The 19,640-nt window shown below is 63.7% G+C and carries 24 protein-coding genes; 16 read left to right on the top strand and 8 right to left on the bottom strand.

What is annotated here, in order from left to right; translation table 11 throughout:
* The 4 genes from Q7T45_RS13005 to Q7T45_RS13020 form a co-directional block, all read left to right on the top strand.
* Nucleotides 1–547 (top strand): acyl-CoA dehydrogenase family protein (locus Q7T45_RS13005; protein WP_304871316.1); only part of this gene is annotated, 547 nt, incomplete at its 5' end.
* Between the two features lie 112 nt (nucleotides 548–659).
* Nucleotides 660–1,907, top strand: a complete 1,248-nt coding sequence (locus Q7T45_RS13010) for an acyl-CoA dehydrogenase (RefSeq protein WP_304871317.1) — start codon at nucleotides 660–662, stop codon at nucleotides 1,905–1,907.
* A 113-nt stretch (nucleotides 1,908–2,020) separates the two neighbouring features.
* Nucleotides 2,021–3,265: an acyl-CoA dehydrogenase gene (locus Q7T45_RS13015; RefSeq protein ID WP_304871318.1), complete on the top strand. Its 1,245-nt coding sequence runs from the start codon at nucleotides 2,021–2,023 to the stop codon at nucleotides 3,263–3,265.
* Between the two features lie 183 nt (nucleotides 3,266–3,448).
* Nucleotides 3,449–4,141, top strand: coding sequence for a nitroreductase (locus Q7T45_RS13020; protein ID WP_304871319.1), 693 nt, complete (start codon nucleotides 3,449–3,451; stop codon nucleotides 4,139–4,141).
* Between the two features lie 246 nt (nucleotides 4,142–4,387).
* Here the strand turns inward: Q7T45_RS13020 and Q7T45_RS13025 are convergent, their stop codons facing one another.
* A complete protein-coding gene (locus Q7T45_RS13025) occupies nucleotides 4,388–5,215 on the bottom strand; it encodes a universal stress protein (RefSeq protein ID WP_304871320.1) in 828 nt (275 codons plus the stop codon).
* 318 nt (nucleotides 5,216–5,533) lie between these two features.
* On the bottom strand, nucleotides 5,534–6,331 hold the full coding sequence (locus Q7T45_RS13030; protein WP_370691264.1) for an enoyl-CoA hydratase/isomerase family protein: 798 nt from the start codon (nucleotides 6,329–6,331) through the stop codon (nucleotides 5,534–5,536).
* 219 nt (nucleotides 6,332–6,550) lie between these two features.
* Here Q7T45_RS13030 and Q7T45_RS13035 point away from each other — a divergent pair, with 219 nt between their 5' ends.
* The 8 genes from Q7T45_RS13035 (at nucleotide 6,551) to Q7T45_RS13070 (ending at nucleotide 11,633) form a co-directional block, all read left to right on the top strand.
* Nucleotides 6,551–6,781: an AbrB/MazE/SpoVT family DNA-binding domain-containing protein gene (locus tag Q7T45_RS13035; RefSeq protein WP_304871321.1), complete on the top strand. Its 231-nt coding sequence runs from the start codon at nucleotides 6,551–6,553 to the stop codon at nucleotides 6,779–6,781.
* A complete protein-coding gene (locus Q7T45_RS13040; protein WP_304871322.1) occupies nucleotides 6,778–7,182 on the top strand; it encodes a PIN domain-containing protein in 405 nt (134 codons plus the stop codon). Before Q7T45_RS13035 ends, Q7T45_RS13040 begins: the two co-directional genes overlap by 4 nt.
* Nucleotides 7,179–7,310: a hypothetical protein gene (locus Q7T45_RS13045; protein WP_304871323.1), complete on the top strand. Its 132-nt coding sequence runs from the start codon at nucleotides 7,179–7,181 to the stop codon at nucleotides 7,308–7,310. Before Q7T45_RS13040 ends, Q7T45_RS13045 begins: the two co-directional genes overlap by 4 nt.
* Before the next feature lie 2 nt (nucleotides 7,311–7,312).
* Nucleotides 7,313–7,639 (top strand): transcriptional regulator, encoded by a 327-nt coding sequence (locus Q7T45_RS13050; RefSeq protein WP_304871324.1) that lies wholly within the window; start codon nucleotides 7,313–7,315, stop codon nucleotides 7,637–7,639.
* Nucleotides 7,640–7,702: 63 nt separating this feature from the next.
* Nucleotides 7,703–7,930, top strand: a complete 228-nt coding sequence (locus tag Q7T45_RS13055; RefSeq protein ID WP_304871325.1) for a hypothetical protein — start codon at nucleotides 7,703–7,705, stop codon at nucleotides 7,928–7,930.
* 1,072 nt (nucleotides 7,931–9,002) lie between these two features.
* Nucleotides 9,003–9,677, top strand: a complete 675-nt coding sequence (locus Q7T45_RS13060; protein WP_304871326.1) for a Crp/Fnr family transcriptional regulator — start codon at nucleotides 9,003–9,005, stop codon at nucleotides 9,675–9,677.
* A gap of 17 nt (nucleotides 9,678–9,694) precedes the next feature.
* Nucleotides 9,695–10,609, top strand: coding sequence for a DUF6537 domain-containing protein (locus tag Q7T45_RS13065; RefSeq protein ID WP_304871327.1), 915 nt, complete (start codon nucleotides 9,695–9,697; stop codon nucleotides 10,607–10,609).
* A gap of 268 nt (nucleotides 10,610–10,877) precedes the next feature.
* Nucleotides 10,878–11,633 carry an outer membrane protein gene (locus Q7T45_RS13070; RefSeq protein ID WP_304871328.1) on the top strand — a complete coding sequence of 252 codons (756 nt, stop codon included), beginning with the start codon at nucleotides 10,878–10,880 and terminating at the stop codon, nucleotides 11,631–11,633.
* A gap of 66 nt (nucleotides 11,634–11,699) precedes the next feature.
* On the opposite strand, the gene Q7T45_RS13075 is transcribed toward Q7T45_RS13070, so the two are convergent.
* Nucleotides 11,700–13,097: a TAXI family TRAP transporter solute-binding subunit gene (locus tag Q7T45_RS13075; protein WP_304871329.1), complete on the bottom strand. Its 1,398-nt coding sequence runs from the start codon at nucleotides 13,095–13,097 to the stop codon at nucleotides 11,700–11,702.
* Between the two features lie 395 nt (nucleotides 13,098–13,492).
* On the opposite strand from Q7T45_RS13075, the gene Q7T45_RS13080 reads away from it, so the two are divergent.
* Both Q7T45_RS13080 and Q7T45_RS13085 read left to right on the top strand, forming a co-directional pair.
* On the top strand, nucleotides 13,493–13,843 hold the full coding sequence (locus Q7T45_RS13080) for a DUF3307 domain-containing protein (RefSeq protein WP_304871356.1): 351 nt from the start codon (nucleotides 13,493–13,495) through the stop codon (nucleotides 13,841–13,843).
* Between the two features lie 149 nt (nucleotides 13,844–13,992).
* Nucleotides 13,993–14,400 (top strand): hypothetical protein, encoded by a 408-nt coding sequence (locus Q7T45_RS13085; protein ID WP_304871330.1) that lies wholly within the window; start codon nucleotides 13,993–13,995, stop codon nucleotides 14,398–14,400.
* 106 nt (nucleotides 14,401–14,506) lie between these two features.
* On the opposite strand, the gene Q7T45_RS13090 is transcribed toward Q7T45_RS13085, so the two are convergent.
* Together Q7T45_RS13090 and Q7T45_RS13095 are read right to left on the bottom strand one after the other, a co-directional pair.
* Nucleotides 14,507–14,860 carry a YkgJ family cysteine cluster protein gene (locus Q7T45_RS13090; RefSeq protein WP_304871331.1) on the bottom strand — a complete coding sequence of 118 codons (354 nt, stop codon included), beginning with the start codon at nucleotides 14,858–14,860 and terminating at the stop codon, nucleotides 14,507–14,509.
* Between the two features lie 51 nt (nucleotides 14,861–14,911).
* Nucleotides 14,912–15,610: a YafY family protein gene (locus tag Q7T45_RS13095; RefSeq protein ID WP_304871332.1), complete on the bottom strand. Its 699-nt coding sequence runs from the start codon at nucleotides 15,608–15,610 to the stop codon at nucleotides 14,912–14,914.
* 218 nt (nucleotides 15,611–15,828) lie between these two features.
* Between Q7T45_RS13095 and Q7T45_RS13100 the strand changes: the two genes are divergently transcribed.
* Complete coding sequence (locus tag Q7T45_RS13100; protein ID WP_304871333.1) at nucleotides 15,829–16,557, top strand: glutathione S-transferase family protein; 729 nt, start codon at nucleotides 15,829–15,831, stop codon at nucleotides 16,555–16,557.
* Nucleotides 16,558–16,702: 145 nt separating this feature from the next.
* Here the strand turns inward: Q7T45_RS13100 and Q7T45_RS13105 are convergent, their stop codons facing one another.
* Together Q7T45_RS13105 and Q7T45_RS13110 are read right to left on the bottom strand one after the other, a co-directional pair.
* On the bottom strand, nucleotides 16,703–17,326 hold the full coding sequence (locus tag Q7T45_RS13105; RefSeq protein ID WP_304871334.1) for a pyridoxamine 5'-phosphate oxidase family protein: 624 nt from the start codon (nucleotides 17,324–17,326) through the stop codon (nucleotides 16,703–16,705).
* 76 nt (nucleotides 17,327–17,402) lie between these two features.
* Nucleotides 17,403–17,951: a carboxymuconolactone decarboxylase family protein gene (locus Q7T45_RS13110; RefSeq protein ID WP_304871335.1), complete on the bottom strand. Its 549-nt coding sequence runs from the start codon at nucleotides 17,949–17,951 to the stop codon at nucleotides 17,403–17,405.
* 125 nt (nucleotides 17,952–18,076) lie between these two features.
* On the opposite strand from Q7T45_RS13110, the gene Q7T45_RS13115 reads away from it, so the two are divergent.
* Nucleotides 18,077–18,973 (top strand): LysR family transcriptional regulator, encoded by an 897-nt coding sequence (locus tag Q7T45_RS13115; protein WP_304871336.1) that lies wholly within the window; start codon nucleotides 18,077–18,079, stop codon nucleotides 18,971–18,973.
* Between the two features lie 144 nt (nucleotides 18,974–19,117).
* On the opposite strand, the gene Q7T45_RS13120 is transcribed toward Q7T45_RS13115, so the two are convergent.
* On the bottom strand, nucleotides 19,118–19,537 hold the full coding sequence (locus Q7T45_RS13120; RefSeq protein WP_304871337.1) for a PaaI family thioesterase: 420 nt from the start codon (nucleotides 19,535–19,537) through the stop codon (nucleotides 19,118–19,120).
* Nucleotides 19,538–19,640: the final 103 nt, after the last annotated feature.

Consider the following 19,640-nt stretch of genomic DNA (forward strand, 5'->3'; position numbering starts at 1 on the left):
GACCAACCTCGATCCGTCGCGCGGCCAGGCCGAACTCACCTTCAAGAACTGCAAGGCCGAGCCGCTCGGGGCCGCCGGCGAGGGCTGGGGCGTTCTCACCCAGGTGCTCGACCGTGCCGCCGTGCTGATGGCGTTCGAGCAGGTCGGCGGCGCCGACCGCGCGCTGGAAATGGGCCGCGACTATGCGCTCGACCGCATCGCCTTCGGCCGGCCGATCGGCTCGTTCCAGGCCGTCAAGCACATGCTGGCCGACATGTACGTCTCGGCGACGCTGGCGCGCTCGAATTGCTACTACGGCGCCTGGGCGCTCTCGACCAATGCGTCGGAGCTGCCGGAAGCCGCCGCCGCCGCCCGCATCAGCGCGACGCAGGCGTTCCAGCATTGCGCCAAGAACAACATCCAGGTCCATGGCGGCATGGGCTTCACCTGGGAATTCGATTGCCACATGTACTACCGCCGCGCCAACGCCACCGCGCTCGGGCTCGGCAGCCTGTCGTACTGGGAAGATCAGCTGATCGACCGCATGCGCAAGAAGAATGCGGCGTGAGGATCGTAGGGTGGGTTAGCGAAGCGTAACCCACCATCGCGCAGCAAGGATGATCGATAGAAGTGGTGGGTTACGCCTTCGGCTAACCCACCCTACGCAAGAAAGAACCGCTATGAACTTCGATGACACCCCGCAGGAAGCCGCGTTCCGCGCCGAGGCCAAAGCCTGGATCGCTGCGAACGCGCCGAAGCAGTATGAGGACGAACTGAAGAAGTCCTCGCTCGGCCGAAGTGCGCTGAAGGGCGCCAACATCCTCGAAGTGGCAAAGGCCTGGCAGAAGAAAAAAGCCGACGCCGGCTGGGCCTGCCTGCACTGGCCGAAGGAGTATGGCGGCCGCGGTGCGACGCCGATCGAGCGGGTGATCTGGCAGCAGGAAGAGGGCGCGTTCGGCAGACTCTCCGGCATGTTCATCATCGGCCACGGCATGTGTGGCCCGACCATGATGGCGTTTGCCGGTGAGGCGGAGAAAAAGAAATATCTGCCGCCGCTGGCGTCGGGCGAAAAGATCTGGTGCCAGCTGTTCTCCGAACCCGCCGGCGGATCCGACGTCGCCGGCCTGCGCACCCGCGCCGAAAAGAACGGCGACGACTGGATCATCAACGGCCAGAAGATCTGGACCTCGGGCGCGCATTATTCCGACTACGGAATTTTGCTGACGCGCACCGATCCCAATGTGGCGAAGCACAAGGGCCTCACCATGTTCTTCCTGGACATGAAGAGCCCCGGCGTCGAGATCAAGCCGATCAAGCAGGCCAACGGCGCGTCCGACTTCAACGAGGTCTATTTCACCGACGTGAAGATTCCGGACAGCCAGCGGCTCGGCGCCGTCAATGACGGCTGGAACGTGTCGCTGACCACGCTGATGAACGAGCGGATGTCGATCGGCGCCGGGGTCTCGACCGGTTTCCCTGAGTTGTTCGAGTTCTGCAACAGCCTGATGCTGGACGACGGTCCCGCCATCGAGGACCGCAATGTGCGCTCGAAACTCGCCAGCTGGGCGGTGAAGGCGAGCGGGCTGAAATACACCAGCATGCGCGCGATCTCGGCGCTGTCGAAGGGCGAGCGGCCGGGACCGGAAAATTCCATTGGCAAGCTGGTGGCGGGTTCGATGATCCAGGACGTCGCTACTTACGCGCTCGACCTGCAGGGCGCCGCCGGCGTGCTTGTTGGGGCCGAGGATGCCGAGGCGACGGGAAAGTTCCAGGCGATGCTGCTGCGCGCGCCCGGCACCCGCGTCGAGGGCGGCACCGACGAGATCATGCGCAACATCATCGCCGAGCGCGTGCTCGGCCTGCCCGGTGACATCAGGGTCGACAAGGACGTGCCGTTCAACAAGATACCGACCAGGGGACGGTCGTAAGGAATCGTAGGGTGGGTTAGCGAAGCGTAACCCACCATTTTCGCAATGACGTTTGATAGAACTGGTGGGTTACGCCTATGGCTAACCCACCCTACGCAGACAAGAGGTTCGCCATGAATTTCGATGACACCCCGCAGGAAGCCGCGTTCCGCACCGAGGCGCGGCAATGGATCGCCGCCAACGCGCCCAAGCAGTACGAGGCGGAGCTTTCCAAATCCTCGCTCGGCCGCATCAGCCTGAAGAAGGACGACATCGTCGATGTCGGCAAGGCCTGGCAGAAGAAGAAGGCGGAGGGCGGCTGGGCCTGCCTGCACTGGCCTAGGGAGTATGGCGGCCGCGGCGCCACGCCGATCGAGAAGGTGATCTGGCAGCAGGAAGAGGGCGTCTACGGCAAGCTGACGCAGCCGTTCCAGATCGGCGAGGGCATGTGCGGCCCGACCGTGATGGCGTTCGGCAGCGAGGCGCACAAGCGCCATTATCTGCCGAAGCTCGCTTCCGGCGAACAGATCTGGTGTCAGCTGTTTTCCGAGCCCGCCGGCGGATCCGACGTCGCCGGCCTGCGCACCCGCGCCGAGAAGCAGGGCGACAACTGGATCGTCAACGGCCAGAAGATCTGGACCTCGGGCGCGCATTATTCCGACTACGGTCTGTTGATCACCCGCACCGACCCCAACGTGCCGAAGCACAAGGGCCTGACGATGTTCTTCCTCGACATGAAGAGCAAGGGCGTGGAAGTGCGCCCGATCAAGCAGGCCAACGGCATGCAGGAGTTCAACGAGGTCTATTTCACCGATGTCGTGATTCCGGACAGCCAGCGTCTCGGCAATGTCGGCGACGGCTGGAACGTGTCGCTGACCACGCTGATGAACGAGCGGATGTCGATCGGCGCGCGGCTGGCCACCGGTTTCCCCGAAATGTTCGAGTTCTGCTCCAGCCTGATGACCGAGGACGGCCCCGCGATCGACGACCGCGCCACGCGCGCGAAACTCGCCAGCTGGGCGGTGAAGGCGAGCGGCCTGAAATACACCAGCTACCGCGCGGTGTCGGCGCTGTCCAAGGGCGAGCGCCCGGGGCCGGAAAACTCGATCGGCAAGCTGGTCGCCGGCGTCATGCTGCAGGACATCGCTACTTACGCGATGGATCTGCAGGGCGCGGCCGGCGCCCTGACGGGTGCTGCGGAAGAAGAGGCGGCCGGCCAGTTCCAGCAGATGCTGCTGGGCTCGCCCTCGATGCGCATCGCCGGCGGCACCGATGAAATCCTCCGCAACAGCATCGCCGAGCGCGTGCTCGGCCTGCCCGGCGACATCCGCGTCGACAAGGATGTGCCGTTCAACAAGATCCCGACCAAGGGAAGATGAGCCTCGTGTCCCGGGCGCGGCGCAGCGCACTCCCGGCGATGCGAAGCATCGTCCGGTGCGCTGCGCTCAGAACCGGGACCCATAGAGCAACACGTGCAGTGTGGGCCCCGGCTCTGCAGCGCATCGCTTCGCGGCTCACGCAGCGTCCGGGGCACGAAATGTGAGATACCAGAAAGTCCATCAATGACCTCTTCTAAACAAGACCGCGTCGCCGTGCTCGAGGAGCTCCTGAACGAGCGCTATTCCGTCCGCGCCTTCTTAGCCCAGCCGGTCCCGCGCGAAACCATCGACCGTGTCCTTACCATCGCGCAGCGCACCGCGTCCTGGTGCAACAGCCAGCCGTGGCAGGTGCTGATCGCGAGCGGCGAGGCCAAGGAGCGGTTTCGCAAGTTGATCTATGCCGAGGCCGCTTCCGGCGCGGAGGACGGTCATGATTTTCCGCCGCCGCGCGAATATCTCGGGGTCTATCAGGAGCGCCGCCGCGAGAGCGGTTTCCAGCTCTACAACACGCTCGGCATCGCCAGAGGCGACAAGGCGGCCTACGGCAAGCAGGCGCTGGAGAACTACAATTTCTTCGGCGCGCCGCATGTCGCCATCATTCACACCGACGAGCCGCTCGGGGTCTACGGCGCGGTCGATTGCGGCGCCTATGTCGGCAATTTCATGCTGGCCGCCCAGGCGCTCGGTCTCGGCACCATTCCGCAGGCGGCGCTGGCGCGGCATTCCGGATTGATCCGCCGCCACTTCAAGCTCGGCGATGACCGGAAAGTCGTCTGCGGCATTTCATTCGGTTTCGCCGACCACGCGGCCAAGGTTAACAGCTACCGGACCTCGCGCGCCAGCATTGCGGATACCGTCACTTTCGTCGACGAATAGAACCGGGAAAAGCCCCGGCCGCTGACAGGTGCCTTCCCCTCTCCCCTTGTGGGAGCCGAGACGAGCGAAGCTCGCTCTTGGGTGGCCGCGATGCGCAGCATCGCGGACGGGTGAGGGGTTGCCTCAACGAAGAGCCTGTCCGTTGATAGAAACCCCTCATCCGGCGCTTCGCGCCACCTTCTCCCACAAGGGGAGAAGGGAGAAAGTGCTCGCATCCGTAAAAATTTCGGCGGACTCTTTCCGTCGCTAATGCGAGAGCAGGATCGGCAGCGGCGGCTTCGACAGCAGGCTGCGGGTCGCGCCGCCCAGCACGAACTCCCGCCACTTCGAATGTCCATAGGCGCCCATCACCAGCAGATCGGCGTTTTGCGACGAGGTGTAGGATTCGAGAACCTCGCCGATCGGACGGCCCTTGGCATCGACCTTGTCCAGCACGACATCGATGCCGTGCCGGGAAAGATTCTTGGCCAGCTCTTCGCCGGAGCGCTTGGTGCCCAGTGCCTTCTCGTTGGCGACCGTCACGATCCGGACCTGCTTCGCCAGTTCGAGAATCGGCAGGGCGTCCGAAATGGCGCGTGCGGCCGCGCGGCTGAAATCCCAGGCCACCGCGACGGTTTCGATCTGGAACGGCCGTCGGCTCGGACTTACCGGCAGGATCAGGGTCGGTCTGCCGGATCCGAAAATGACCGCTTCGGCGTACCATTGATCGGATGACGAGGGCAGGATGGTCAGGTCGCGTAGCCGCGCATATTCCACCAGCAGGTCCGGAATTTCCAGCGTGAGGCATTTCTCGAAGATAGCTTCGTGGAGAATGCCGGCCTTTGCCGCTGCCGCGTCGAACGCGGCCAGCAGTTCGTGGGCGCTCTTCCGGCTCTTGGCGGCTTCGCCGGCGATCATTCCATCGACCATCGGGGCCGAGATGAAGTGCCCCGGCAGCTGAACGTGGGTCTCGCAGGAAATGGCGGCGAGATGCGCGCCGAGGGTGGCGGCGACGGCCACCGCATCCTCGACCACCGACACCGGTGTCGGATCGGGATAACTGTTGAGCGCGACAAGAATATCTTTGAACGGCATGAATGTCTCCTATCGAGCCTGACAGTAGATGGTTTCGGTGACTGGGCAGGTTGATCTAGCTCAATTGAGCAAACCGCCCAAGCCTGATTGTGCGACTTGAAGGTTCAGAAGATCACGCAGCGTCCATGCTTCATCCTTCGAGACGCATCGCCTTGCGATGCTCTTCTCCCCTCCCTCCACGCGCCCTTGCGCGTGGCGGGGTGGGGTCGGGGGTGGGGGGTAGCACAGCAGACTCGCTGCCGGTTGTGCGCGCTGATAGACCCCCCACCCCCGACCCCTCCCCACCGCTTCGCGGGGGGAGGGGAGAAGAAAAGCGCGCTAGAATTTCGGCGGCCGCTTCTCCGAAAACGCCCTGATGCCTTCCTTGATCTCGGCGCCGCGCATGCTGTCGCGGGCGCGGCGGTCGGCGGCCTCCTCATCCAGCCGGCCGTGGGCGAACTCGTTGATGGCGCGTTTCATGCCGCGCATCGCGACCGGCGCATTGCCTGCGAGCACCGCGGCCAGCCTGTCGACCTCCGCATCCAGCGCCCCGGCCGGCGCCATCGCGGTCAGATAGCCGATCCGCAGCATCTCCGCGGCGTCGATCTTCTCGGCGGTCAGGAACAGTTTTCGGGCGTTGTCGGCGCCGAGCCGCGACACGTAGCGTTTGATTCCGCTCTTGTAGTAGTGCAGCCCGAGCCTTGCCGCCGGCATGAACATCTCGCAGGTATCGATGCCGATGCGGAAATCGCAGGCCAGCGCCAGGTCGGTCGAGCCGCCATAGACCCCGCCATTGAGCCGGCAGATGGTCGGTATCGCGAGGTCCTCGAGCCGGTTGACGACGACCTCGAACGCCGATCCGGCCGTCTGCTCCTCCGGAGCACCGCTGGCGCGCTCCGCAATCGATCCGAGGTCGTAGCCGGCGCTGAAGGCGCGCCCGGTGCCGGTCAGCACCAGCACCCTGACATCGGGATCGGCCTCGATGCGGTCGAACAGCTCCATCAGGGCGTCGAGGTCGTCGGGCTGCAGCCGGTTCAGATGCTTCGGTCGGTTGAGCCGGATGGTGGCGCGCGCGCCGGCGATCTCCAGGATCGGCGTGCTCGCTGTCTCGGCTGCTTCCGGCATGGGCTTCGTCATGACCTGGGGTTCTCCATGATGTTCTCCAGCGCGTGGCGACTCCGCGGAACGGGCTGCCGGCAGGCGTTCGCAGCCGGACGTGTACTCCTCGTCATGCCCGGGCAATAGCGCGAAGCGCGTCTTTGCGCAGATGCCCCCGGGCATCCACGCCTTGCTTGAAAAATTATCGCGCCCACCATATGATATACATCGAATATTGTATATCCTCAGGAGGCATCGATGATGGTTTCCAAGTGGGGCAACAGCCTTGCGGTGCGATTGCCCAAGGCGCTGGTCGAGCAACTCGGCCTCGCTCCCGGTGACGAGTTGAACGTGGTCGAGGCCTCGAAGCAGCAGCTTGTCGTCGAGAAGGTCGACAGGCGCGCCGAGTTTCTGAAGCAGATGCAGCAGTTCCGATGGCCTGCTCCCGAAGACTACAGGTTCGACCGTGACGAGGCCAACGAGCGGTGACGCCGTTCTTCGACACCAACGTCCTCGTCTATGCGTTTCTCGATGTCGCCAGGCGCACACGCGCGGTGGATCTGATCGCTTCCGGCGGGGTCATCAGCGCGCAGGTGCTGAACGAATTCACCAATGTCGCGCGGCGCAAGCGCGAGCGCGACTGGGCCGACATCGAGCGCGCGGTGTCGGTCATTCGCGCCCGTTTCCCCGAGATCATGCCGCTGACCGCGGACACCCACGCCGCCGCGCTCGGTCTCGCGCGCGACCACGGCCTCACTTTTTACGATGCGCTGATCGTCGCCTCCGCGATCGAGGCGGAGTGCGACATCCTCTACAGCGAGGACATGCAGCATGGCCGCAGCATCGGCGGGCTGACCATCGTGAACCCGTTCATCGAAACTGCGCCGTGAAGGCGGAATTCACGCCGCATCCGAGGGGCGGCACCAAAAAGCGGCAGCAGAACGATATTGAGGCGGCGTCGCGCCACTGGCGCAGCTACAAGGCGCGCAAGGCCGCCGAACGGACCAGGAGGAAGTGACCATGCCCCTGACCAGGAGTTTTCGCGAGACGGTACAGGCGCGGGCGCGTCGCGATATCAAATTTCGGCAGGCCTTGCTCGCCGAAGCCATGCAGGCGTTGCTCGACGGTAATGTGGAAGAGGGTCGCGCGGCGCTGCGTTCCTGCATCAACGCCACCATCGGCTTCGAAAAGCTTGGTGCGGCGCTCGGCCGCTCGCCCAAGAGCCTGATGCGGATGTTTGGTCCATCCGGTAATCCCACGGCCGAGAATCTGCTCGGTGTCATCGGCGTCTTGCAGCAGGAGGCGGGTGTCCGTTTGCAAGTACGCGCCGTGGCCGACGCGGCCTGACGGAAGCCCGCCAACGCACGTCCTTCCATTTCGAAAGGGCCAGTCGACGCGAGGTTCGCAATCATGCCGAAGATACCTGAGGCCAGAAGGCCGCCGCTGACCGCCGCTGATGGAAGTCCGCAAGCCGACCAAAGCCGATATCGCCAGAATGCGCCCTGCGCGCGATGTGCTGCCGGCGAACCCGGGCCGATGCCGTGGGATCAGATCGACCGGCTCGGCGACACGCCCTTTATGCCCGGGGGACGTGACCAGCCCGCCATGCCGGCCGACCGGGTGGTTTTCGACGAATGATCCATCTCGACACAATGTTGCCCCCGCGAAGTCCGCCAATACGCGGAAGGGTGATGCGATGAAGGACGAGTATGATTTCTCGACCGCCGAGCGCGGCAAGTTCTTGCGAAGGCGCGTGCCTCGTGCCGCCGGTCCATTTGGACCCGGAAGTGCTCGACTATCTCTCGGAGCGCGCCTCGGCGCGGCGCATTTCGCTGAGCACGCTGTTGAACACGTTGCTCAGGAAATAGATCGACGCGGCCACGTAGCGGCGCCCGGTGTCCCGACCCGCCTCGAAGGTGGCCGACGGGAGTCGACCGAGAACACCAAAAAAGAATTTCCGAAAATCAGAATCTTCCCTTGACTCCTCCCCCAAATCACCCGCACATTTCCGTCCATCCCGGCCCTTTCAGAGGGGCGTATCATGATCGTCACGAAACGTGGGCCGGGGACGCGGTGGACGCGACGGTGTCGGGCGCGCAGGCGGTGGCGGGGCGGGATCAACTCCGTGAGCTATCGAGCGGCGGGCAGACGGACGGCACTTCAGCGTACGGCAAAATCGTGTGGACCCGACGCCTCGACGCTGGCGTCAAGTCTGGCGGAGGCGCTGCAAGCCCGACCGGGCCTCAGTGCCGGTTTCCGCCAGGCGACGGAGACTAGACAGCCCGCTACTCCGGGGTGAGCGCGAGATAAGCCGTAAAGCCATTGCGCAGGGAAGGCCGGAGTGTTTCCGCTGAACCTGTATGCTCATGTGCGTTTTTTGTTGCACGAGTTTGCACATGAGACCGCGGGTGCAGCGCGCACCCGGTCTTCCCTGCGCCCTCTGTATCCGGGGCGCCGAACTTTCCGGCAAAGCTCGGGCGCGTCGCGCCGCGAGAACGCGGAAGGATGCCTGGGCCTCGTGGCCCCCCGATTTGAACCGGAATCCGGCGGTTTTTTTTGCGATACCGCCCCCAAATCAGCCGGAATCCCTGACAAGACCTTCGTCTTTTCTCAGTATATCAAAAGCGGCCTGCCATCATTACGATGACGGGCACGCGCTGAACCACGATCTTTTCGTTCATTTCACTCCTTCCAAGCTGGCTGGCTTCCCATGGATACCTCGAATCTCGCACAACACGCCGGAACGGCAGGCGCGGTCTTCGCATCGATCTTCGTGATCGCGACCACCACGATGCGGACCATGATCCCGCTGCGGGTGCTCGGCATTTTCACCAACCTCGTGCTGATCGCGACCGCGATCCCGAGCCGCAATTACCTGATCATCGTGGTGCAGGCGCTGGTGCTGGTGCTCAATTCCTACCGGCTGCATCAGATGCTGCAGCTGGTGCGGGACGTGAAGAAGTCGGTCCAGGGCGACCTGTCGATGGACTGGCTGAAGCCGTTCATGACCGAGCGCCAATGCGCCGCCGGCGAGGTGCTGTTCTACAAGGACGAGAAGGCCGAGGACATGCTCTACATCGTCTCGGGCCGCTTCAAGCTGGTCGAATCCGGCATCGAGCTGCCGGTCGGCGCCATCGTCGGCGAACTCGGCATGCTGTCGCCATCGAACATGCGAACCCAGACGCTGGAATGCGTCGAGGCCGGTCTCATCCTCAGCGTCAGCTACAGCAAGGTCGAGGAGCTTTACGTGCAGAATCCGGAATTCGGCTTCTACTTCCTTCGTCTCGCCAGCGCCCGGCTGTTCGAGAACATCGCGAAGCTGGAGGAGAGGCTGGCGCAGCAGACCGCCGCAGCACCGGCGCCCGCCGCGCCGAAGCCCGCCTGACCGGCCGGATCGCCGGAGTGGCAAGCTTCCTGTCCTCGCTGCGCTATTTGCTCTCCGATTTCATCGGCGAGGGCGACGGCACGCCGCCATTCCTGCCCCCCGGCCTGCCCGATGCCGTGGAGCCCGACGTCAGCGAGGGCATTCATCTGTTGATGGAGTATCAGGGCGCGCGCTACGCGAAGCTCTATGTGGACCGGCTGCGGCGGTTCATCGGCAAGCCCGGCGTCGACGATGCGCTGTTCGCCGACGTGGCGCGGCTGATGGCGATGCGCATGAGCTATCAGGATCCGATCCGGATCGCGCAGCTGAAGCTTGGCGAACTGGACCCCGGCACCGGCGATCCGAGCGCCCGCGGCGATCCGAGCGCCCGCGGCGATCCAAGCGCCCGGGCGGCCGACGACGTCAGGAAATTCCGGCTGGATGAACTGGTCGAGGCGCTCCCCGCGGCGATCGCCGATCCGGTTCTCGGTCTCCTCGAACGCCTGGGATGGACGCGCAAGCAGGTCTCGATCCGCTTCAGCACCAAAAACCGCTGGCGCGTTCGCCGCCTGAAGATCGAGGCGTCGTTGCGGCGCTGGCGGCGGTTCTCGGTGCGCTATGCCAGGGAGCGGGTCTGGGTCGAGCGCTGGCTGCATATGATCGACCGCGCTTTGACCAAGCAGCCCGAGGCCGCCTCGGCGATCGTGCAGACCGCGACCATGGTGCAGGGCTACGGCGCCGCCTATCGCCAGGGCCTCGCCGACTGGCATGCGATCATCGATGGTCTCGCCAAGCCGACCTTCGACGGCGTGCTGCCGCTTGCGGATCTGGCCGGCGCCGTGGCGGAGGCGCGCGCCACTGCCTTGCCCGACCCGCGGCAGGCCGCACTCAAGCGCAGCATCGCGGAGATCCGGGCGCGGGCGCTCGCGGCCCGGGAAAACATGGCGGTATGATTCGATCCCTGCAGTGCGGAAGGCGAGAGCCGCTAACCGCCCGTTAATGGTGAATGCAACCTTAAGTCTTTGATTTCCCGATGGAACCAAATTCGGCTTTGGCGCAATTTGATGCGATTTCGTGCTGAATCGGACAGCGACTATTGCAGAAATGTCGCACTGCTCCCGCAATGCACGTCGCTTCGCCCGGAAACCGCGAGTTTAACTTGTTTCGAACGGCAGTTGGGGCTCTTTAGCGACATCGATTTCAATTTTAGGGGGATATCCCATGCAGTCCAAATTTATCGCACTCCTCGGTGGAGCAGCCCTGAGCCTCGGGCTCGTCAATGCCGCTTCGGCCGCCGACATGGCAGCTCGTCCCTACACCAAGGCGGCCCCGATCGCCGTTGCGATGTACAACTGGACCGGCTTCTACATCGGCGCCAACGGCGGCTGGGCATCCAGCCACAAGTGCTGGGATTATGCCGGTACCGTTGCTGCCCCCTTGGCTGTGAATCTGGCGGAAGGTTGCCATGATGCAACCGGCGGCACGATCGGCGGCCAGATCGGCTACAATTGGCAGGCCGGCTCCTGGGTGTTCGGTCTCGAAGCGCAGGGCAACTGGGCCGATCTCAGCGGCCGGAACGTCAGCATTGCCTTCCCGGGCTTCACCAATCGCTCGCGAATCGATGCCTTCGGCCTGTTCACCGGCCGCGTCGGTTATGCCTGGAACAACGCTCTGCTCTACGTCAAGGGCGGCGCCGCGGTCGTGAGCGACAAGTATAACTACTACAATACCGTAACCGGTGTTGACGTCGGAACCGCTTCGGAAACCCGCTGGGGCGGCACGGTCGGCGTTGGCCTCGAATACGGATTCACCCCGAACTGGTCGTTCGGCGTCGAATACAACCACATCTTCCTCGACGCGCGTAACATCGCGTTCGCTTCGCCGGCCCAGACCGTCGATCGCATCCATCAGGACGTGGACATGGTCACCGCGCGCATCAACTACCGCTTCGGCGGCCCGGTGGTCGCAAGGTACTGATCTGATCGGCTAGTACCTGTCTCGAACTCAAAAGCCCCGGCATCGTCCGGGGCTTTTTTGCGCCGCTCACGCGCTCTGCGCGGTCTTGACGATCACCACATTGTCGTCATGGCCGCCGTGCCGCTTCAGGCTTTCGCGCCGCAGCGCCAGTTCGTCGCGCACCAACTCATAGCCGAGCTTGAACGTATCCAGCCCGTCCTTCGAGATGGTGCCGTCGCGCAAGCCTATCACCACCCCGCGAAGCACGGTCTCGAGTTCGTCCTGCAATGCGTCGAGCGCCTCCATCGAGGTGGCATGCTCCATGCGCTCGCCGATATCGAGAATGGCCGTGGCCAGCTCGCTGGCCTTCTCCGGCGCAATCCGGGTCACCTTGGTGTAGAGCGCGGCGAACAGCGAGCCGATGACGCCGAGCACGGCGACGCCGAGATAGGCGAGGTCGCTGTAGCGGTCGACGAATGATTTGGTGTCGTCGTTGATGTAGTCGGCGGCGCCCTGGTGCGCGACGATGAAGGCGTCCTTGTCGGTGCTGGCCGGCTCGATCCGGGAGGCGAAGCCGTTCTCCAGCGCAAGCTCGCCCTTGTTCTCGTAGATCGCCCGCGCCAGATTTCCCGCGACCGCGGTCGAAAGCCTGGACTGCGCGACCAGCACCCACTGCAGCCCGACCGTATCGAGATCTTCCGAAGGGATAGCGGGTGTGGAAGACAGCATGCCGGCCGACAGCGTTTCCTCGGTAAGGCCGGGATATCTCCTGACCAGCGCCTTCGACTCGCCGATGTCGTTCAGGATCAATCTGCCACGCCTGACCTGCTGCTCGATGCTCTTGTCCCGCAGCATCCGGGAGACCGGCGCAATGGCGATCACCGCGCCATAGCCGCCCGGCGCCAGCAATTGATCGAAGGTCGCAATCGGCGGAGCCGGCTGGAGACGCGAAGCGAAAGCGGGATCGTCGGAGACTTCGAGCAGCTTGCGGATGAAGGTGGCGCCGCCGTCGGCGTCAGCCACCAGCGCAACCTTCCTCTTCCTCAGCTCCGCGAGCGATTTGATCTTCCTGCCGGCGGGGCTGACCAGCAGCACCACGTCGTGCTCCAGGATCGCAACGGCGCGTGCGCGGGACGGGACCTTGACGTCGGTGCGCAGGATCGCAAGATCCGCCTGCTTGCGATCGAATTGCGCAAGCGCCTTGGCGCTGTCGGGATTGGCAACGATCTTGAGGTGCAGCCGCGAATTGGTGGTCTTGAGCATGGCGGCGAGCTTGGCGGCGAACCGGGCCTCCGGGCCGTTGGCGTTGCCGACCGCGAACACCAGTGTTTCGGAATTCAGCCAGACCCGGGAGCCCCACACCGTCGCGACCGTCAGGATCACCGTCAGCGCGGCAAAAAGCAGCATCTGCCTGCGGTTGCTTTTGACAAGCCGTGAACGCGTGGAGGGCTTTGCCGCCTGCGCCGTCGGGATTTCTGCGCTCATGGCTCATATCCGGGCCGGGTCGGCGCACCGCCTCTACTGGCTCCGCGGGCCGCCGGCGAGATCGTAAATATCTAAAAAAGAACGACAATTTTTCAGTTGTCGGATGATATCCCGCTCCCGGCCGATTGCAAATCGGCCGCTCGAGTAACCTTACCCGCGGTCGCGATCAGCCGGGCTATCGCCGTTGGGCCACACCTTGGGTTTTTCGAACCACCCACAGGTGCAATCCGACACAGGAGATGTCATAAATGACAAATACCGGTCGAATTGTCCGGGTTTGAGAAGAGTTGCGCTGAACGCCTCCGGTCCGTGCCAATCAGTCCCAGCGAAGGGCGTCAGCTTTGTTGTTTCCCACAATGTCGTCGTCAGTCCCGGTAGGTGCGCTGGTCGGATGGATGCTGCTCCTCACCGTGAAGCACATCATCGCGGATTTCGTCCTGCAGAATTCCTGGATGGCGATCGGCAAGGACCAGAAGACCGGTTGGGCGCTGCCGCTGCTGGCGCACTGCCTCGTGCATCTCGCCGTGGCCATGACCCTGATTTTGATCATTGCGCCGAAGTTCTGGTTCGTCGCTATCATCGATTTTCTCATTCACATCATGGTCGACCGCGCCAAGGGACTCTGCTCATCCACATTCGGCATGACCTACGAACATCCATGGTTCTGGACGCTGATCGGCGTCGACCAGGCCCTGCATCATCTCACCGGCTTCGGCCTGGCGATTTTCATGTCGGCGAACGGCTGATCCCGCCGGCATCGGGACCGGCGCGGCGCGAATCGCAGCGGGCGCACGACCGATTCGGCAGGGTCAAGATACCCGGGTGACTACAGGGGCCCTTGGTTAACCTTTCGTTAGAAGATTGCGCTGCATCCTTGCGGTCAGGGAGAACTGCCATGTTTTCAAGCCGCGACGCCTACGAAAACGATTTTTGCCCGGTCCGGGATGAATTGCTTGGTGAGATGTACCGCGCCAACGAGAACGGCCTGCCGGTTCTGGTGGAGAGCGTTTCCTCCGATGTCCGGGCGATGCTGGCGCTGTTCTGCTACCGCCGAAGCCATCTGCACTCGCTGGCGCTTTCGATCGCCTCGAGCTGCAGCGAACGCGAACTGATCCAGCTCGGCGGTCGCGTCGGTTCCACCCTCTATGCGCTGTCCCGTGAAGCCCGGAGCAGCCGCGCCGCGCCGTCATCCTCCTACGGCAGCCGCAAGCCGATCACGCTTTCGACCAAACCGCTGAGCACCTTCTCGCCGGTCGAGGACGAACTCGATGAAGAAGATTTCGCACAAGCCGTGACCGCTTGATCTGATCGCGAGTAATCCTCGCTGTCGTCCCTGCGAACGCAGGGACCCATAATCCCGGTCGTCGATTGTTTGGCGAGATATCTACCGCCAGGGGTCTATCGATAGATCACGCGGTATGGGTCCCCGCGTTCGCGGGGACGACGATAAGCACCGCCAGCCCGTGCCTCTTTCGCGCCATGTCGCATTCGGCATCGCCGGGCATGCAGGTTCGGCAGACTTCAGGCCGCATTGCGTAGATCCCGCATGCGGTCGCAACCCCGACCTTGCCTGATAGCGCGGAACAGCGGTCGCCGTCGCAGCGCATTCCCGACAACCGGTCGTTGACGAATTTTTCCGGAATGAGATCGAGCGCCGCGTCGTCCTCGATGGTGAAGCGGGGCCAGTTCGACGAATACGAACAGCATGCGCCGCAGGCCTGGCAGGGGCTCTCGGCATCCGTGGCTGGGTCTCTGTTCTCCATGGCTTCGTCTAGCGCGGAATGGAGAGGGCGGCCAGCCATCTGCGATCCGGATCAGGCGTCGCTCGGCGGTTCCCAGACCAGGCTCTGCCGCCATTTCGCCCGCAAGGCGTCGCGCCGTTCCGGATATTTCTCGTCGAGGTAGACCGCGTCGACGACACGGTCGGTTCGAAAGCTGCGAAAATCCTTGCGCAGTTCGCACCACGCCGCCAGCAATCGCACGGCTTCGTGATAGCCGATCGCGATCGGCCAGATGATGCGTTCGCTGTCGCGCCCGTGTTCGTCGCGATAGCACAGCGCGATCTTCTTGCCTTCGTGGATATGCGCGCGCGCCCGCGACATGTCGATTCGGTCGGGTTGCCTGTTCCAGCCCGGGCGGACGCGGCTGGCGGGCTCGAGCACGAAGGGCCGCAGCCGTTCCGGGACGGTGTCGGCGATCTTGGCCATCAGGTCGGCGGCGGCTCTGGCCAGCACGGGATCGGCATGGCCGACCACCCATGACGCGCCGAGCACGGCCGCCTCGATTTCGTCGGGCGTCAGCATCAAGGGCGGCATGTCGAAGCCCTTCTCCAGGATGTAACCCATGCCGGCTTCGCCGCGGATCGGCACCCGCTGTTCGATCAGCGTGGCGATGTCGCGGTAGATCGTCCGCTTCGAAGTTTCCAGCTCGGCTGCGATGGCATCCGCCGTCAACGGCTTCCGGTTGCGCCGGAGCACCTGGATGATCTGAAACAGCCGGTCCGCGCGTCTCATGGCGAATCTCTTTTTGTGGTGCGGCCTTGCCGATGCTGACAGCAGGTTGGCAGCAGAGGGTCAGTATACCGGGACAACACCGCAACAAAGAGGATTTTGTCCATGATGATTCTGTACGGCCTTGATCTCTGCACCACGATGTTGCCGCTGCTGACACCACGGTGGCAGCAGGGGGTCGATAGCCTGAAGCGACTGCTCAGGAAATCGGGAGCCTCGACATGATTACCCTCTATGGCTTTGGCGCCGGCTTCGGCCTGCCGGAAATCAGCCCGTTCGTGACCAAGACCGAGGTCCAGCTGAAGATGGCCGGGCTCGACTATCGCAAGCGAAAAGCCATGCCGCCGGCTTCTCCCAAGGGCCAGCTGCCCTATATCGACGACGAGGCCGAGACCATCGCCGATTCCACCTTCATTCGCGCGCATATTGAAGGCAAATACGGTTTTGATTTCGATGCGCCGCTGAGTTTGCAGGCGCGTGCGCAGGCCTGGGCGTTCGAACGGATGATCGAGCACCATGTCTATTGGGCGCTGGTCGGCGCGCGCTGGGTCGATACGGAGAATTTTGCCAAGGGGCCTGCGCATTTCTTCGATGCCGTGCCGGAGCACCAGCGCGAAAAGATCCGCGAAGACGCGCAATTCCGCGTCGCCGAGAATTATTTGCTGAGCGGCCTCGGCCGCCACGCGCCGGACGAAGACGTTGACCTTGCGATGCGCTCGCTGTTTGCGCTGTCGGTCCAGCTCGGCGACAAGCCCTATCTGATGGGGGAGGCGCCCTGCGGCACGGATGCCACCGCCTTCGGCGCGCTGGCCGGAATCTTGACACCCTACTTCAACTCGCCCCTGCGCGAGCGGACCGAGCATTTCGGCAATCTGACAGCCTATGTCGACCGAATGATGCTGCAATACTATCCAGACTTCGTCTGGGAGTCGCAGCGCGAGGCGGCGTGATTTGCTTCGTCGTCCCTGCGAACGCAGGGACCCATACCGCGTGATCTATCGATCTGAAACAGGTGTTCGACGACATCCTGTAACCCCACCGCCGGTGGCAATGGGTCCCTGCGTTCGCACTGCGTTCGCAGGGACGACGATAGATTCAAGCGAGCCGCTCGCGCTTCAGCGCCGCCAGCTCGGCTTCCAGCTCCGCGATCCGGCTATCGCGCGAGGCCAGCGCCGCCGCGACGTCGGCGGCGTCGAATTTTTGCGGGATGTGCTGCGGGCAGTTGGTGTCCCATGCCGCGATCTTGAACATGATCACCTGCTCGGGCCGCGCCTTATAACCCTTGGGCATCAGCGATGCCAACAGTGCCGGATCGTCATCCACCACGCGCGCCTCGCCCCAGATCTTGACGCGGCGACGATGCGCGTAATCCATAACGAAGATGTAGGCTTTTGGATTTTCCGACAGATTGCCTTGCGTGATGTATTGCCGGTTGCCGCTGTAATCGGCAAACGCCAGCGTGCTCTTGTCCAGGATTTTGACGAATCCTTTCGGGCCGCCGCGATGCTGGATGTAGGGCTGGCCGTCCGCGGTACTGGTGGCGAAATACAGGCTGCTGGCGTTCGCCAGAAACCCGGCGATGTCCTCGTCAACTTCGGTGCGCCAGCCGCCGCGCTGTTCGACGCGGGCATAGGCGTCGCGCGATCCCTTGCGGGCCTGAACGGTCTTCACCGCCGGCGTGAATGCCACGTCGCTGGAATAATTGTGGGTGTCGGACATCGGGACCCCTTTCGAATTTTGGCTGCTGCGGGGTATGCGGCGCATCCACATAAGCGGATGCGCCGCTTTCGTGGCCTCATGCCGCCTTGGCGGTGACGACCGGGAAGTCGATTTCGGTCTTCGCAACTTCGTTGACGTAGTTGGTCAGCGTGTTCAGCGCGACGTGCAGTACGATTTCGATCACCTGCGCGTCGGTGTATCCGGCGCCCTTCACGGCCCCGATGTCCGCATCCGAAACGTGACCGCGGGCGTTGACGAGCTTGACGGCAAAGCGAACCGCTGCGTGGGCCTTTTGATCGGTCGATCCGCCGTTGCGATTGAGCTCGATTTCGGCGTCGGAGAGCTTGGCGAGGTTCTTGCCGAGATAGGAATGCGCCGAAAGGCAGTAGTCGCAGCCGTTGATCTCGGCGACGGCGAGCGCGATGCGCTCGCGGGTCGGGGCTTCGAGCGCGCCCTTGGCGAGGGCGCCGTTCAGCCCGAGATAGCCTTCGAGCGCGGCTGGGCTGTTGCCGACCAGACGGAACAGGTTAGGCACCACGCCGAGCTGCTTCTTGACGGCCTGCAGCAGGGGCTGCGAGGCGGCGGGTGATGCTTCGATCGAGGCGGGGGTGAGGAGGCGAGACATGGACGATGATCCTTTGAGTTGCCGGGAGCGAGCGCCTGCTCGCCATGGCCGCAACATGCCTCCTCTTCCTTTTTGAAACAATTATATGAATTGACACTTCATAATTGCAATATATGCAATAGTCTATGGATCGCATCGACGCCATGCAGGCTTTTGTCGCTGTCGCAGACCTCCGGGGTTTCGCGCCGGCGGCCCGCAAACTCGGGCTGTCACCGTCCGGCGTGACGCGGCTGGTCGCGGCGCTGGAGGCTCGGCTCGGCGCGCGGCTGCTGCAGCGGACCACGCGCAAGGTCGCGCTGACCGATGTCGGCGCGCGGTATCTTGAGCGGATCAGACGCATTCTCGGCGATGTCGAGGAGGCAGAAGGCTCGGTCGAGGGCGAACGTACGCGACCGGGTGGGCGGCTGGTGGTCTCGGCGCCGGTCGGCTTCGGCCGCCTGCACGTCAGTCCGGTGATGTCGGCCTATCTGAAACGCTATCCCGAGGTCTCCGGCGAATTGCGGCTGTCGGATCAAATGATCAACCTGGTGGAAGACGGCGTCGATCTCGCCATCAGGATCGGTCACCTCGCCGATTCCAGCCTGGTCGCGCGCCACGTCGGCGAGATGCGGCAGATCGTGGTCGCCTCGCCAGCCTATCTCAAGGCGCGCGGCGAGCCGAAGATGCCGGGCGCCCTCGCGTCGCACACGACCATTCAGTTCGGCGGCATGAGCGCCTCGCCGGACTGGCGCTTCATCGAAGACGGCCAGGATATCCGCATTGCCTGTACCCCGCGGTTCACCACCAATAGCGCCGACGCCGCGATCCAGCATGCCGAGCAGGACGGCGGGCTGACCCGGGTGATGGCCTATCAGGCTGACGCCGCGCTCAAGGCCGGCCGGCTGAAAATCGTGCTGGCGAAATTCGAGCAACCGCCACTGCCGATCCACATCGTCTATCCGACCTCGCGGCTGCTGTCGGCCAAGGTGCGCAGTTTCATCGATCTCGTGGTTGAACTCAGCAACTGGCAATTCGGCAGATAGAGCCATCGTGCCCCGGACGCAGTGCAGCGCCTAAGCGCTGCGCTGCTGAGCCGGGGCCCATGTTCGCAAGGTCCCGGTTCGCTGGGTCCCGGCTCTGCGGAGCGGCGTGAAGGACGCCGCACCGCGTCCGGGACACGAGATCCTTCAGGCCTTCTTCGGCACCACGCGGAACGTGGCATTGGCGCGCGCGATCACGGCGTCATCTGCTTTAACGAAACACTGTGCAAAGCAAAGCGTGCTGCCGGTCTTGATGACGTCGGTCTCGACCGCGAGCCATTGCCCGATCTGGGCGCTGCTGACGAAGTCGATCGACATGCTGACGGTCACCAGCGAATAGGCGCCGCGCATCTTGTGGCCGCAGCTGTGTCCCATCGCCTTGTCGGTCAGTGCGGCGATCAACCCGCCATGGGCGAACCCGCGCGCGTTGGTATGGGGGGTGGCCAGCCGAAGGCCAAGAATGATCGCGTCAGGGGTCTCTTTCGAATAGATCGGCTCCCACGGATCGGTGAGCGGACTGGGCCGGGACTGGCGCTCGAAACCGTCGGGAATATCGGTATTGGTCATGCGGTGCTCCATCCCGCCATTGAACGAGCTTTCGCCGCGAAATGCACCGCCTACAAAGTTTTAAACGGAATTTGGGCGGGTGTTTGAAACGGGGAGTGATGCC

Source organism: Bradyrhizobium sp. (genome assembly GCF_030646015.1).
Classification (GTDB): Bacteria; Pseudomonadota; Alphaproteobacteria; order Rhizobiales; family Xanthobacteraceae; genus Bradyrhizobium.

Excerpts from the sequence above, each read along its gene's own strand:
- Q7T45_RS13120 (WP_304871337.1), bottom strand. The coding sequence starts at position 19,537 with ATGACCAATACCGATATTCCCGACGGTTTCGAGCGCCAGTCCCGGCCC.
- Q7T45_RS13035 (WP_304871321.1), top strand. The coding sequence starts at position 6,551 with ATGATGGTTTCCAAGTGGGGCAACAGCCTTGCGGTGCGATTGCCCAAG.
- Q7T45_RS13015 (WP_304871318.1), top strand. The coding sequence starts at position 2,021 with ATGAATTTCGATGACACCCCGCAGGAAGCCGCGTTCCGCACCGAGGCG.
- Q7T45_RS13100 (WP_304871333.1), top strand. The coding sequence starts at position 15,829 with ATGATTACCCTCTATGGCTTTGGCGCCGGCTTCGGCCTGCCGGAAATC.
- Q7T45_RS13080 (WP_304871356.1), top strand. The coding sequence starts at position 13,493 with ATGCTGCTCCTCACCGTGAAGCACATCATCGCGGATTTCGTCCTGCAG.
- Q7T45_RS13095 (WP_304871332.1), bottom strand. The coding sequence starts at position 15,610 with ATGAGACGCGCGGACCGGCTGTTTCAGATCATCCAGGTGCTCCGGCGC.
- Q7T45_RS13010 (WP_304871317.1), top strand. The coding sequence starts at position 660 with ATGAACTTCGATGACACCCCGCAGGAAGCCGCGTTCCGCGCCGAGGCC.
- Q7T45_RS13030 (WP_370691264.1), bottom strand. The coding sequence starts at position 6,331 with ATGACGAAGCCCATGCCGGAAGCAGCCGAGACAGCGAGCACGCCGATC.
- Q7T45_RS13115 (WP_304871336.1), top strand. The coding sequence starts at position 18,077 with ATGGATCGCATCGACGCCATGCAGGCTTTTGTCGCTGTCGCAGACCTC.
- Q7T45_RS13020 (WP_304871319.1), top strand. The coding sequence starts at position 3,449 with ATGACCTCTTCTAAACAAGACCGCGTCGCCGTGCTCGAGGAGCTCCTG.
- Q7T45_RS13070 (WP_304871328.1), top strand. The coding sequence starts at position 10,878 with ATGCAGTCCAAATTTATCGCACTCCTCGGTGGAGCAGCCCTGAGCCTC.
- Q7T45_RS13025 (WP_304871320.1), bottom strand. The coding sequence starts at position 5,215 with ATGCCGTTCAAAGATATTCTTGTCGCGCTCAACAGTTATCCCGATCCG.
- Q7T45_RS13055 (WP_304871325.1), top strand. The coding sequence starts at position 7,703 with ATGCCGAAGATACCTGAGGCCAGAAGGCCGCCGCTGACCGCCGCTGAT.
- Q7T45_RS13110 (WP_304871335.1), bottom strand. The coding sequence starts at position 17,951 with ATGTCTCGCCTCCTCACCCCCGCCTCGATCGAAGCATCACCCGCCGCC.
- Q7T45_RS13090 (WP_304871331.1), bottom strand. The coding sequence starts at position 14,860 with ATGGAGAACAGAGACCCAGCCACGGATGCCGAGAGCCCCTGCCAGGCC.
- Q7T45_RS13075 (WP_304871329.1), bottom strand. The coding sequence starts at position 13,097 with ATGAGCGCAGAAATCCCGACGGCGCAGGCGGCAAAGCCCTCCACGCGT.
- Q7T45_RS13060 (WP_304871326.1), top strand. The coding sequence starts at position 9,003 with ATGGATACCTCGAATCTCGCACAACACGCCGGAACGGCAGGCGCGGTC.
- Q7T45_RS13105 (WP_304871334.1), bottom strand. The coding sequence starts at position 17,326 with ATGTCCGACACCCACAATTATTCCAGCGACGTGGCATTCACGCCGGCG.
- Q7T45_RS13085 (WP_304871330.1), top strand. The coding sequence starts at position 13,993 with ATGTTTTCAAGCCGCGACGCCTACGAAAACGATTTTTGCCCGGTCCGG.
- Q7T45_RS13050 (WP_304871324.1), top strand. The coding sequence starts at position 7,313 with ATGCCCCTGACCAGGAGTTTTCGCGAGACGGTACAGGCGCGGGCGCGT.